General features: G+C 37.3%; 13 protein-coding genes. All 13 read left to right on the top strand.

The window, feature by feature from the left end:
• Positions 1–8 precede the first annotated feature (8 nt).
• Complete coding sequence (locus CC204_RS03700; RefSeq protein WP_088268878.1) at positions 9–437, top strand: Fur family transcriptional regulator; 429 nt, start codon at positions 9–11, stop codon at positions 435–437.
• A 204-nt stretch (positions 438–641) separates the two neighbouring features.
• Positions 642–818 (top strand): 30S ribosomal protein S21, encoded by a 177-nt coding sequence (rpsU, locus tag CC204_RS03695; protein WP_002356740.1) that lies wholly within the window; start codon positions 642–644, stop codon positions 816–818.
• Positions 819–842: 24 nt separating this feature from the next.
• On the top strand, positions 843–1292 hold the full coding sequence (locus CC204_RS03690; RefSeq protein ID WP_088268877.1) for a GatB/YqeY domain-containing protein: 450 nt from the start codon (positions 843–845) through the stop codon (positions 1290–1292).
• Between the two features lie 135 nt (positions 1293–1427).
• Positions 1428–2396, top strand: coding sequence for a PhoH family protein (locus tag CC204_RS03685; RefSeq protein WP_088268876.1), 969 nt, complete (start codon positions 1428–1430; stop codon positions 2394–2396).
• 31 nt (positions 2397–2427) lie between these two features.
• Positions 2428–4626, top strand: coding sequence for an HD family phosphohydrolase (locus tag CC204_RS03680; protein WP_088268875.1), 2199 nt, complete (start codon positions 2428–2430; stop codon positions 4624–4626).
• Positions 4626–5102 (top strand): rRNA maturation RNase YbeY, encoded by a 477-nt coding sequence (gene ybeY / locus CC204_RS03675; protein ID WP_088268874.1) that lies wholly within the window; start codon positions 4626–4628, stop codon positions 5100–5102. The genes CC204_RS03680 and ybeY overlap by 1 nt, the downstream gene beginning before the upstream one ends.
• Complete coding sequence (locus CC204_RS03670) at positions 5086–5487, top strand: diacylglycerol kinase family protein (protein WP_188634477.1); 402 nt, start codon at positions 5086–5088, stop codon at positions 5485–5487. The genes ybeY and CC204_RS03670 overlap by 17 nt, the downstream gene beginning before the upstream one ends.
• A 12-nt stretch (positions 5488–5499) precedes the next feature.
• Complete coding sequence (era, locus tag CC204_RS03665) at positions 5500–6402, top strand: GTPase Era (RefSeq protein ID WP_088268872.1); 903 nt, start codon at positions 5500–5502, stop codon at positions 6400–6402.
• A 70-nt stretch (positions 6403–6472) separates the two neighbouring features.
• Positions 6473–7282 (top strand): DNA repair protein RecO, encoded by an 810-nt coding sequence (gene recO, locus CC204_RS03660; RefSeq protein ID WP_088268871.1) that lies wholly within the window; start codon positions 6473–6475, stop codon positions 7280–7282.
• 570 nt (positions 7283–7852) lie between these two features.
• Positions 7853–8761 (top strand): glycine--tRNA ligase subunit alpha, encoded by a 909-nt coding sequence (glyQ, locus tag CC204_RS03655; RefSeq protein ID WP_087640210.1) that lies wholly within the window; start codon positions 7853–7855, stop codon positions 8759–8761.
• A 1-nt stretch (position 8762) separates the two neighbouring features.
• Positions 8763–10835 carry a glycine--tRNA ligase subunit beta gene (glyS, locus tag CC204_RS03650; RefSeq protein ID WP_088268870.1) on the top strand — a complete coding sequence of 691 codons (2073 nt, stop codon included), beginning with the start codon at positions 8763–8765 and terminating at the stop codon, positions 10833–10835.
• A gap of 145 nt (positions 10836–10980) precedes the next feature.
• Complete coding sequence (locus CC204_RS03645; RefSeq protein ID WP_088268869.1) at positions 10981–11385, top strand: DUF2177 family protein; 405 nt, start codon at positions 10981–10983, stop codon at positions 11383–11385.
• Between the two features lie 7 nt (positions 11386–11392).
• On the top strand, positions 11393–13213 hold the full coding sequence (locus CC204_RS03640) for a DAK2 domain-containing protein (protein WP_088268868.1): 1821 nt from the start codon (positions 11393–11395) through the stop codon (positions 13211–13213).
• The last annotated feature ends 1 nt before the right edge of the window (position 13214 follow it).

Genomic DNA, 13214 nt, shown 5'->3' with positions numbered 1-13214 from the left:
GGAAAGAAATGTCACAGTCTAATTCAAAAGTTGAGCAATCGTTAACGATCATGAAAGAAAATGGTCTAAAATATACAAAAAAGAGAGAAGCGATCATCACTTATTTGATTCGACGCAATCGATATATAACAGCAAGAGAAGTGTATGAATTCATGAATAAAGAGTACAAAGGTGTCAGTTACGATACAATTTATCGTAATCTGCATGATTTTGAAATGATGAATCTATTAGAGGCAACAGATTTAAATGGAGAAAAAAAATTTCGATTCCATTGTTGTCAGGAAGTAGGGCATCACCATCACTTTATTTGTACTGTTTGCGGGAAAACGAAAGAGATCCATATGTGCCCAATGGACTTTTTTAAAGAACAATTAAGCGGCTGCGAAATCGAAGGGCATCGGTTTGAAATTTTCGGACGTTGTGAAGAATGTCGGTGATTATTTTTACGAATTCAACGTTAAATTCCAATAGTGTTTAAAAAAATAATCATTTTGCTACTTTTTCCTATATTTTTTACGAGTAAAGGTTGACGTTAAAATAACCTTTCGATATAATATAGAAAGAACGGTATTTTATTTATGACTGAATATTCATAAATATAAAAAACGGTTACTTTTTAAGCTCGGAGGGAGGGAATTAACATGTCAAAAACTGTCGTTCGTAAAAACGAATCTCTTGACGATGCTCTTCGTCGCTTCAAACGTTCCGTTTCAAAAGCGGGTACTTTACAAGAATCTCGTAAACGTGAATTCTACGAAAAACCAAGTGTAAAGCGTAAGAAAAAATCTGAAGCAGCTAGAAAACGTAAAAAATTCTAGTTTCGATGAATTGGAGTTGGTTGTATGTCATTACTAACAACATTGAATGACGATATCAAAACAGCGATGAAGTCTAAAGATAAAGAAACATTATCTGTGCTTCGCATGTTAAAAGCAGCCATTCAAAACGAGCAGATTAAAGCAAACCGTGATTTGGACGGAGAAGAAGAGTTGACAGTTTTATCTCGTGAGATGAAACAACGTAGAGACTCTCTATCAGAGTTTGAAAAAGCGGGACGTGATGATCTTGCTGACAAAGTGAAAATCGAAATCACAATTGTTGAAAAATATATGCCGCAGCAACTTTCTGAAGAAGAAATTCGTCAAATCGTGAAAACGGCAATTGATCAGACTGGAGCTTCTTCACCAAAAGAATTTGGTAAAGTGATGTCAGCTGTGATGCCTGCAGTTAAAGGGAAAGCAGACGGCAATCAAGTCAATGCAATTGTAAAAGAATTACTACAAGAGAAATAACCGAGATAAAAAAACCAGCGGGTATCCGTTGGTTTTTTTGTCCTAATGTACATAAGAAAGTGATGACTTCTTTTTAATAAATAAATTGTGTGGTATGATTGTAAAGAACGAAAAAATAAAGGAGCTGGGCGTTTTTTGACAGAAAATCAGTCAATATCGTTGGAATTGAAATTAACAGATTCTGATGATGTGAGTATGCTTTTAGGAACCCACGATAAACATATAAAATTTTTAGAAGAAAATTCAGCGATAACAATCAATACCAGAGGAGAAACGATTCAATTGATTGGAGAAGAGACAGAAGTCCAATTGATTGCGTCGGTTATCCGTACGTTAAAAGTGTTGATTCAGCGTGGCATCAAAATCAGTACGCCGGATGTCGTGTCAGCCTTAAAAATGGCTAGAGCAGGAGAGCTTGACTCATTTGTTGCAATGTATGAAGAAGAGATCATCAAAGATCATCACGGGCGTGTGATCCGAATCAAAAATATTGGCCAGAAAAAGTATGTAGATGCGATAAGAAAGCATGATGTTATTTTTGGAATTGGTCCTGCTGGTACAGGTAAAACGTTTCTGGCAGTTGTTATGGCAGTTTCAGCCTTAAAAAAAGGTGAGGTACAGAAAATCATTTTAACTCGACCAGCTGTTGAAGCGGGTGAAAGTTTAGGTTTTTTACCTGGAGACTTGAAAGAAAAGGTCGACCCATATTTACGTCCAGTTTATGATGCGTTATACCAGATTTTTGGGATGGATCACACAAATCGCCTGATGGAGCGGGGCGTGATCGAAATTGCTCCTTTAGCTTATATGCGCGGACGTACGTTGGATGATGCGTTTGTCATTTTAGATGAGGCGCAAAACACAACCGTTGCTCAAATGAAGATGTTTTTGACCAGATTGGGTTTTAATTCAAGAATGATCGTCAATGGAGATGCAAGCCAGATCGATTTGCCAAAAGGTGTGACAAGCGGACTGATCAATGCTGAGAAAACATTGCGTTCGATCGAAAAAATCTCATTTGTTCATTTTGATGCGGGTGATGTAGTTAGACACCCAGTAGTAGCTCAGATCATTCGAGCATACGAAAAGGAAAATCAACAGTAAAGATCGTCCACGGAAAGGAGTGAGAATTCCGTTGAAGTATTCATTAATAAGATTACGTGATAAGTTAGGAAAAGCGTTTATTCCGATTTTATTATTGGTTTTTTCCTGTTTCTTATTCGTGATCATGTTTGGTAGTGTTCATCAGAAAAAAGTTGAAATCAAAGAAGGGCAACTAGCTGAAAACACAATTCGTGCTAATAAAAATGTTGAAAATACCTATGAGACAGAGCAAAAGAAAAAATTAGCAGCAGAAGCAGTCACTCCAGAATATATTTATCAGGAAGAGACTGCTGGTATTCAGCATAAACGAATTGAAAAGCTCTTTAAACTGATCACTACTGCAAATGAAAAAACAGATAAAGATTACGAAGAGAAAAAAGCAAAAGCTAAAAAAGATGAAACCATTCCGAAACCGACCATTGAGGAAAGGGTAGCCAACTTAAAATCGCAATTTGAACAGCTAGATCAAGATGAAGTGGCTTTCTATCAAAAATTTCCAAATGTCTTTTATCAAAATATCTTTTCTTTGGATGCGACGCAAATCCAACAAGTAAAAACAGAAAGCTTAAAAATCATTGATGATAAAATGAAAGATCATGTTCGTGAAGCTGACTTGGAGAGTATTCGCCAAAGTGCGATCGAGAAGATTCAGTTTCTCGATGTGACCAGTGTGATGCAACAGGAAATTCGTTATCTCGTCAATGAAGGAATTGTCGCAAATGATTTTGCAAATGATAAAAAGACAAAAGAAATGCGTCAAAATGCGATGGATGCTGTCCCGCCCGCAATGATCTATCAAGGAGAGATCATTGTTCGTGAAGGAACACAGATCGACAGTAAAGCGATGGAGAAACTTGAACTTTTAGGGATGACCAATCAAAGTACCTCTGTATTTCCAATGGTTGCTCTAGGATTAGCGATTGTTTTACAAGTGCTTGTCTTGATTTTCTTTACAAAGCAAGTAACAGAAGAAGGCAAACGCCGTCACTTTATTTTGTTTTATGTAGCAGCCATGTCATTAAGTGTGCTGCTTATGAAGTTTTTCCAAATTTTTCAGACAGAACAGATGGCTTACGTGTCATTATTTTTCCCAGCGGCGTTTACACCTTTGGTATTGAATTACTTTGTTAACCGCAGAGCAGGGATTCTTGCCGCTATTTTTCAAGTGATTTTTGCTTTGTTTGTTTTCTATAATTCTATTGGAACGAATTCTTTGACGATCATCATTGTCAGCTATCTATTTTCCGGCTTGCTTGCCACAGTCGTTAAACGGACACGAATTAGTGAGCAGGGGATGGTAGCTGTATTTTGGGTAATCATTTTTCCTGTTTGTTTAGACTTTGTCTTGATCGTTTATCAAGGAATGAGTTTGTTTGATGGGAAATCTTGGACAATGATGATTTGTGCACTAGCTGGAACGGTATTATCTTTCCTAGCTACTATGGGGCTTCATCCATATATTGAGTTGCTTGTGACTGATGACAGTATGATCATCTTGAATGAGTTGAGCAATCCAAATCATCCGTTGTTGAAACGACTGTTGGAAGAGGCACCAGGAACGTATCATCATAGTATGATGGTTGCTAGTTTAAGTGCTAATGCAGTTGCTGAAATCGGCGGTCGATCTCTATTGACGCGTGTTGCTTGCTATTATCATGATATTGGAAAAATCAAACATGCCAATTTCTTTGTGGAAAATTTACCTGCCGGAGCCGAAAACCCGCATAATTTTCTATTACCGGAAGACAGCAAGCAGATTATTTTTGGTCATGTCATTGATGGTGCAAAGATTTTAGAAGAATATCGTATGCCTGAAATGGTGATCGATATTTGTCGTCAGCATCATGGGACTACATTGATGAAGTTTTTCTACGTAAAAGCTAAAGAACGTAATCCGGAAATCGCTGAAGAAGATTTCCGTTATCCAGGTCCTAAGCCGCAAACAAGAGAAGCGGGGATCGTCAGCATCGCAGATACCTGTGAAGCTGCGGTACGTGCAATGGATCATCCAACAAATGAGAAGATCCAAGCGTTTGTGCATAATGTGATTCAAGATCGGATCTCAGATGGCCAGCTGGATGATTGTGGATTGACGATGAAAGAAATCAGGATCATCGAGAAGTCATTAACCAGTGGACTATGTAGCACGTTCCATTCAAGAATTAAATATCCGAAAATGAAATCAGAAGCGGAAAAAATGAAAGATGAACAAGAAAAGAGAGATGACTAATGGATATAACATTCATTGATGAAACAAACAACTTGTCAGAACCACATTTAAAAGAAGTGGAGGATTTGTTGCAGTTTGCAGCTGATTTTCTTGAAATTTCGGATGATACTGAGATTTCCGTGACTTTTATGGATAATGCAGGCATTCAAGTGATCAATAGGGATTATAGAGGAAAAGATGTACCGACAGATGTGATCAGTTTTGCTTTGGAAGAAGAAGGAGAAGATGAACTGCAGATCATTTTTGAAGACGAAGACGATATTTTCCCTAGGAATCTAGGCGATCTGATGATTTCTACTGAAAGAGCAGCAGAACAAGCAGCAGAATATGGACATACTTTTGAACGAGAGCTAGGTTTTTTAGCGGTACATGGTTTTCTTCATTTGAATGGCTATGATCATATGGAACCAGAAGATGAGAAGGAAATGTTTGGTTTACAGAAAGAGATCTTAGATGCCTATGGACTTAAAAGATAAACAGACAGAGAAAAATAAACATTTTATTGCTTCACTGGAGTTTGCTCTTCAAGGAATCAAAACGGTATTTAAAGAAGAAAGAAATATGCGTACTCATGTATTGATGGGAATATTGGCTGTTGTTATCGGTTTTGTTTTTAGACTATCGATAGCAGAATGGTTATGGCTACTGCTGGCGATTTTTCTTGTGCTGGTCGTCGAAATCATCAATACGGTCTTTGAAAATGTTGTTGATATGTTTACGGATTTTCATTTTCACCCAATTGGGAAAAAGATCAAAGATATGGCTGCTGGAGCTGTTCTTTTGACTAGCGGCTTTGCTGTTATCGTAGGACTACTTTTGTTTGTTCCTAAAATATGGCAAATAATAAAAGACTTTTTATAGAGGAGAGAAGTAATGACAGAAGCACATAAATCTGGATTTGTGGCTATTGTAGGAAGACCAAATGTTGGAAAATCTACTTTATTGAATCGTATTGTCGGACAAAAGATTGCGATCATGAGTGACAAGGCACAGACAACAAGAAATAAAATTCAGGGAATCTATACAGTCCCTGAAGCACAAATCGTTTTTATTGATACACCGGGGATTCACAAACCTAAACATCGTTTGGGTGATTTTATGGTGGAAGCTGCTTATAGCGCATTACGTGAAGTGGATGCAACCTTATTTATGATCAGTGCAGATCAAAAGAGAGGTAAAGGTGATGATTTTATTATCGAGCGTCTGAAAGCGATGAATAGTCCGGTCTATTTAGTCATCAATAAAATCGATACGGTTCATCCTGATCAATTGCTGGGAATCATTGAAGACTATACGAGCCAAATGACATTTACGGAAGTTGTGCCAATTTCCGCTACAGAAGGAAATAATGTGGAGCGATTGATGGATGTTTTGGTTTCTCAAATGCCTGAAGGTCCGCAATATTTCCCGGACGATCAAGTAACAGATCACCCAGAATATTTTATTGTTTCTGAATTAGTTCGTGAAAAAGTCTTACTGTTGACTCGAGATGAAATTCCTCATTCAGTTGCAGTGGTTGTTGATTCCATGAAAAGGGATGAGAATGATAAAGTTCATATCCAAGCGACGATCATCGTTGAACGAGATAGCCAAAAAGGAATCATTATTGGTAAAGGCGGTAAAATGTTGAAACAAATCGGTACGAAAGCACGGCAAGATATTGAACATTTACTTGATGATAAAGTCTATTTAGAACTTTGGGTAAAAGTACAAAAAGATTGGCGTGATAAAAAAGTTCATTTACAGGACTTTGGTTACCGTAAAGACGATTATTAATGATTGAAAGAACAATTCTGCTGTGTAGAATTGTTCTTTTCTTAAGGTAAGTAAGAACGGAGGTTTGGAAATGACATTGGGTGAAACAAAAGGGATGATTCTTTTTACGAAGGATTACAAAGAAAAAGATAAATTAGTCAAAATTTTCACAGAGTCATTTGGCAAATTAATGTTCTTTGTGAAAGGAGCACATCGGAAGAACAATCCGATCACTCCTGCAATTTTACCATTTACAGAAGCTACTTATATTGGGGATTTTAGAGAAGAGGGACTGTCTTTTTTGAATGGCAGTAAAGAAGTTACACATTTTCGTAAAATTCAAGAAGATATTTTTATCAATGCCTATGCGACATACATCCTAAACTTGGTGGATGCTGCTATTGAAGATCGCGTATATGATCCTAATTTGTATCATTTTACTTTTCAGGCGCTAACTTTGTTGAATGATGAAAAAGATGCCGAAATTATTACGAATATTTTTGAAATTCAATTACTAAATCGTTTTGGCATTACTCCTGAATGGTCACACTGTGCGATTTGTCAGGAGACAAGAGGGAAATTTGATTATTCATCTAAGTATAGTGGTGTACTTTGTGAACGTCATTGGCAATTGGACGAACATCGTTATCATGCAGATCCTAGAGCGGTTCACTTTGTTCGCTTGTTTGCCGCAATTTCCTATGATAAAGTTCAAGATATCAATGTAAAGGCAGAAACGAAAACAGCGATTCGACAAATGATCGATGAATTGTACGATGAATATGTAGGAATTCATCTAAAGAGCAAGAAATTTATCGATCAAATGAAAAGTTGGGAAGATACTTTACGTATTCCAAAGCGAAAGAACACAGATGAGCTGGATGACGAGTTAAAAAATTGATCTTTGAACATTTATTTTGTTCATTCTTTCATAGTATTACAAAATCATTTGACAACGTACGCTGTAAAGATTATGATAAAGAGGAATTAAATACATACATTGATAAAGAGGAGTAAAAAGATCTGCTTGTTTAGCGAGTCTGGGAGCGTGTGAGCCAGATACTAGCAACTTTTGAAGGGCGCTTTTGAGTATGGTAAATGAAGCTGTCGGCAAATGCCGGAAGTAGGGTGGAACCGCGATTATTCGTCCCTATGTCTCTTAGAGGCATAGGGACTTTTTGATTTGCTGAGAAACACAACGAAAATAATTGAGTTGATGTTGAACAGTACAAGACTTTCGGAGAAAGTGTTGATCATTTGCTGAGAAACACAACGAAAATAATTGAGTTGATGTTGAACAGTACAAGACTTTCGAAAGAAAGTGTTGATCATTTGTATTATCTAGCTGCACAAATCAATCCTTAGGAAAATAGATAAATTGTCAATGAGGTAAAAATCACCTCAAAGTCAATTTCCTAATTTTCTACAGGATTAAACGATTTGTTCCGCTTTTATATTAAGGAGGATCTCAATGGAGAAGAAACTTACTGTACAAGATATGATTTTAACGTTGCAAAAATTTTGGTCGTCAAATGGCTGTATGCTCATGCAGTCCTATGATACGGAAAAAGGGGCAGGGACGATGAGTCCGTATACTTTTTTGCGAGCGATTGGACCTGAGCCATGGAATGCGGCTTATGTTGAACCGTCACGTCGTCCTGCTGACGGTCGTTATGGAGAGAATCCTAATAGACTTTATCAACATCATCAATTTCAAGTGGTGATGAAACCTTCACCAGAAAATATTCAAGAGTTATACCTAGAAAGCTTAGAATTACTTGGAATCGATCCGTTAGCTCATGATATTCGTTTTGTAGAGGACAACTGGGAAAATCCTTCAATGGGCTGTGCTGGTTTGGGCTGGGAAGTTTGGCTTGACGGTATGGAGATCACTCAGTTCACCTATTTCCAACAAGTGGGCGGCTTAGCTTGCCATCCGGTGACATCTGAGATCACTTACGGGATCGAACGTCTGGCTTCTTATATTCAAGAAGTTGAAAGTGTGTATGACCTAGAGTGGACTAATGGCGTAAAATATGGGGAAATTTTCAATCAGCCTGAATATGAGCATTCAAAATACTCATTTGAAATCAGTGACCAAGAGATGCTATTAGAAAACTTTGATAAATTTGAAAAAGAAGCGAAACGCTGCATTGATGAAAATCTAGTGCATCCAGCTTATGATTACATTTTAAAATGCAGCCATACTTTTAATTTACTGGATGCTCGCGGTGCAGTGTCCGTAACTGAACGTGCAGGATATCTCGCACGTATTAGAAATATGGCACGTGCAGTAGCGAAGATTTTTGTTGCAGAGCGTGAAAAATTAGGATTCCCATTATTAAATAAAGAAGAACAAGTTACGAAGGAGGCTAACTAATATGGCGAAAGATCTATTACTTGAAATTGGATTGGAAGAAATCCCAGCACATATTGTCACTCCAAGCCGTTTACAATTAGAACAAAAAGTAGTGAAATTTTTAGAGGAAAATAATTTAGCGTATGAAACAGTTCAAAGTTTCTCAACGCCTCGTCGTTTAGCTGTTCGTGTCACTCAATTACCTGAACAACAAGAAGACACCCAGGAAGAGGTCAAAGGACCGGCAAGAAAAATTGCTCAAGATGATCAGGGGAATTGGAGTAAAGCAGCTGAAGGTTTTGTTAGAGGGCAAGGACTAACAACAGATGCGATAACATTCAAGGAATTGAATGGAGTAGAATACGTATATGTCACAAAGCATAATCATGGTCAAAAAACGATCAATGTATTAAGTGGATTAAAAGATGTGATCACAAGTCTGACCTTTCCTGTAACGATGCATTGGGCTAACTATGATTTTGAATATATTCGTCCGATCCATTGGTTGGTTGCACTCTTAGGAGACGAGATCATTCCTTTTTCTGTTTTGGATGTGGAGACGAGTAATCAATCACGTGGTCATCGCTTTTTAGGCGATGATGTGACAATAACGCATTCTAAAGAATATGAAGCGAAAATGAAAGAGCAGTATGTGATTGTCGATCCAACTGAAAGAAAAGCAATGATTGTTGCTCAAGCTGAACAATTAGCAGAAAAAAATCGTTGGACCTTAGATTTAGATGAAAAATTACTGGAAGAGGTAACCAATCTAGTTGAGTATCCAACTGCTTTTGTTGGTGGTTTTGATGAAAAGTATTTGTCGGTACCAGATGAAGTTTTGGTAACATCCATGAAAGAGCATCAACGTTATTTTGAGGTACGTAATGATCAAGGAATGTTGCTGCCGCATTTTATTTCAGTTCGAAATGGAAATGATGTACACCTTGAAAATGTCATCAAAGGAAATGAAAAAGTGTTGATCGCTCGTTTGGAAGATGCTGAATTTTTCTATAGTGAAGACAAGAAATTAACGATCGAAGAGTGTGTCGATAAATTGAAACACGTGACTTTCCACGAGAAAATTGGAACGATTTATGAAAAAATGCAGCGTGTAGGACTTATCGGACAAGTGATTGGTAAAGAAGTTGGCCTTTCAGAAAATGAATTGACAGAATTGAAACGTGCTTCTGAGATCTATAAATTTGATTTAGTCACTAATATGGTAGGCGAATTCCCAGAGCTTCAAGGAATCATGGGAGAAAAATATGCCTTACTTCAAGGAGAGACTCCTGCAGTGGCCCAAGCAATCAAAGAGCATTATATGCCGACTTCAAGTGAAGGTGACCTGCCTGTTTCTGATATTGGTGCAGTCTTAGCCATTGCAGATAAGTTGGATAGTGTCTTTTCATTCTTTACCGTGGGGATGATTCCTAGCGGTTCGAATGATCCGTATGCGCTACGTCGTCAAACATATGGTGTGATTCGCATTATTGAAAACAAGAACTGGAAATTCCCGCTTGATCAATTACAGAGAGAGATCGATGCTGCGATCAATGCAGATGACAAAAAATATGGTATTCAATTGAACAGTGGACAAGCAGAAGTGATCGACTTCGTCAAAGCTCGTTTGCGCCAATTATTATTGACAAAAGATGTACGTCACGATGTGATCGATGCTGTGATCTCTGCAGAACAAAAAGATTTAACGAAACTCTTTTCATCAGCAGCGATCATCAAAAATCATCTGTTGGATAAAGAATTTAAACCATCGATCGAAGCGTTGACACGTGTGATCAATTTAGCTAAAAAAGGACAGGAGCAATCAGCAGAAGTAGATGTGACCTTGTTTGAAAATGATGCTGAAAAAGAGCTGAACAAAGCGGTCAATGCTGTTGAAGATGGCTTTAAAGATAAAACGATGGCAGAAAATTATCAAGCGTTAGTTGATCTACGTCCATTGATCGAGCGTTATTTTGATGAAACCATGGTAATGGTCGAAGATGAACGTGTGAAAACAAATCGTTTGAATGAACTGAATCGTATTGCTAAAATGGCTTTATCTTTAGCAAGTTTAGATTTATTGATCGTAAAGTAATAGAATAAAGTAAAAAGATTTCCCAAATAGTATCTGTGTTTTCTCTAATGAGCAAAATAGTTTTCTAATTTTTTTAAGCATGATACGATTACCTTATCAATTGATAAGGTAATCGTATCATTTTTTATTTTAGGAGGGAACATACATGAATTTTTCATTTAAACTTTTTGGTACCACCGCTTTAGTTTTTTTGATCCTTGATTTTATCTGGCTATTTTTGATTTCTAAGAAAATGTACCAAAATTATTTAGGCGATTTAATGGGACAAACCAAAATCTTACCGGCAGTGATATTTTATCTCATTTATGTTGTTGCTGTATTATTTTTTGTCATCCAACCAGCAATCGAAAAGGAAAGTTTGCTTTTTGCCATCGGAGCTGGCGCTCTATTTGGTCTAGTTTGTTATGGAACGTATGATTTAACTAATCTAGCAACGTTGAACAACTGGCCAGGAATTATAACTATCATTGATTTAATTTGGGGAATGTTTGTAACAGCAACAACCTGTGGAATCACTGTTTATATTGCTGAACATTTCAACTGGAGGTAAATGACCCATGGAAAAGGAAACGGTTAATCAACTGATCGATCATCAAGAATTATTATTTGCTTTTCAACAAGGAGCAATTCAATTGATTAACGAGAAGAAAGAATTAAATCAAATCAATGTTTTTCCAGTTTCAGATGGAGATACTGGTAGTAATTTAGCCTCGTTAATGCAATCGATACTAGAAGTAACACATGAAGAATCACAGTCGGTCCTTGATGTTTTTGAAAAAGTTGCTGACGCAGCTTTGATTGGTGCTAGAGGCAATTCCGGGATTATTTTTGCACAATATTTCAATGGAATTTACACGCACCTATTAGATTCAGAAGAAAAAAATTCGGTGAAAAGTTTTGTGAGTAGTGTGAAATCTGCTATAAGTGAAGCCTATCAAGCGATTGAAAATCCAGTAGAGGGAACGATCATTACAGTGATGCGTTCTTGGGCAGAAGCATTAAACGAAGGAGAGCAAAGATCGACACTTGAAGTAAAATTATCTGCAGCACTAACTGCTGCAAAAGAAGCATTGGAGAATACAACTGAGCAGTTAAAGGTGCTCAAAAAGAATCAAGTCGTTGATGCTGGAGCACGAGGATTTTACGTTTTTATCAAAGGATTCACGCAAGCTTTTATAGATAAAAAAAGTGGAAGCCAACATGGAGTGAGTGATGAAATTCCGTCTAGTCCAACGTTTCAGGCAATGACACATCCTGACACGGAAGAACCAGCTTATCGCTATTGTACTGAAGTTCTTTTAGATCAAGTAGAGTTAACAAAACAGGAAATTCAAGACAAAATCAAACATTTGGGAGATTCACTGATCGTGGCAGTTAATCGTGGGAAGGCAAGAATCCATATCCACTCGAATGAACCTACTACGGTTTTGGAAATAGTGGGAGAAATCGGAGCTATACGACAACAAAAGGCTGATGATATGCTTTTACAATACCAAATTAGTCAGGAAAAAAAGGCTTCTATCGCGTTAGTCACTGACTCGATCGCAGATTTACCTGCAGATTATTTATTGAGGGAACAAATCCATGTTTTACCCATGAATATTTTATTAGGTGAAACGAGCTATATCGATAAAGTAACGATTCAAAACCAACATTTATTCACTTTGATGAAAAAGCAAAAGCAACGTGCAACAAGTGCACAGCCAGCTGTGAGAACTGTTGAAAATCTTTTTTCATTTTTAGAAAATAAATATGATTCGGTCATTGTCATTACGGTAGCAGACAAACTGAGTGGAACATTTCAGGCGGTAAAACAAGCGGTAAAAAGAACGACATCACAAGCTCGTATCGAAGTGATCGATTCTCGACTTAATTCAGGAGCCCAAGGCCTTTTAGTGATGAAAGCAAATGAGTGGATCAAAGAAGGATTAGCTTTTGAAACGATTGTTGAACATATCAAAAAGAAGCGGGAGCATATAGAGATCTTAGTGAGTGTTGACGATCTGAATCCAATGATTGATTCGGGAAGGATTCCGCAAATCGCTGGGAGAGCGGCAAAAAGGATCAATGTAAAGCCGATCGTCAGTTTAAGTAAAGAAGGAGAAGGGAAGCTCAGCGATTTTTCATTTAGTTTAGAAGGAAATGAACGGAAAATTTTCAAAAAACTAAAAATGATGTATAAGTCGCAAGGAATAAAAAACTATGCGGTCCTTCATGCTGATTCTTTCGAAAAAGCTGAGGTTTGGAGTAAAAAATTGGAAACAGAGTTCGAGTTGCCTGCAAGCTATATCATGGATATTTCTTCAGTTGTTGCTTTAAGTGCGGGACAAGGATGTGTTGCAGTGGCAGTTGAATTAGCAGATAGAGGAGGAAATTAGG

The sequence above is a fragment of the Enterococcus wangshanyuanii genome (assembly GCF_002197645.1).
Classification (GTDB): domain Bacteria; phylum Bacillota; class Bacilli; order Lactobacillales; family Enterococcaceae; genus Enterococcus_L; species Enterococcus_L wangshanyuanii.
This window is presented reverse-complemented; position numbering and strand designations above follow the sequence as displayed.

Coding starts and splice junctions, on each gene's coding strand:
- CC204_RS03700 (WP_088268878.1), top strand. CDS start 9: ATGTCACAGTCTAATTCAAAAGTTGAGCAATCGTTAACGATCATGAAA.
- recO (WP_088268871.1), top strand. CDS start 6,473: ATGACATTGGGTGAAACAAAAGGGATGATTCTTTTTACGAAGGATTAC.
- CC204_RS03645 (WP_088268869.1), top strand. CDS start 10,981: ATGAATTTTTCATTTAAACTTTTTGGTACCACCGCTTTAGTTTTTTTG.
- CC204_RS03640 (WP_088268868.1), top strand. CDS start 11,393: ATGGAAAAGGAAACGGTTAATCAACTGATCGATCATCAAGAATTATTA.
- era (WP_088268872.1), top strand. CDS start 5,500: ATGACAGAAGCACATAAATCTGGATTTGTGGCTATTGTAGGAAGACCA.
- CC204_RS03670 (WP_188634477.1), top strand. CDS start 5,086: ATGGACTTAAAAGATAAACAGACAGAGAAAAATAAACATTTTATTGCT.
- glyQ (WP_087640210.1), top strand. CDS start 7,853: ATGGAGAAGAAACTTACTGTACAAGATATGATTTTAACGTTGCAAAAA.
- CC204_RS03690 (WP_088268877.1), top strand. CDS start 843: ATGTCATTACTAACAACATTGAATGACGATATCAAAACAGCGATGAAG.
- glyS (WP_088268870.1), top strand. CDS start 8,763: ATGGCGAAAGATCTATTACTTGAAATTGGATTGGAAGAAATCCCAGCA.
- rpsU (WP_002356740.1), top strand. CDS start 642: ATGTCAAAAACTGTCGTTCGTAAAAACGAATCTCTTGACGATGCTCTT.
- ybeY (WP_088268874.1), top strand. CDS start 4,626: ATGGATATAACATTCATTGATGAAACAAACAACTTGTCAGAACCACAT.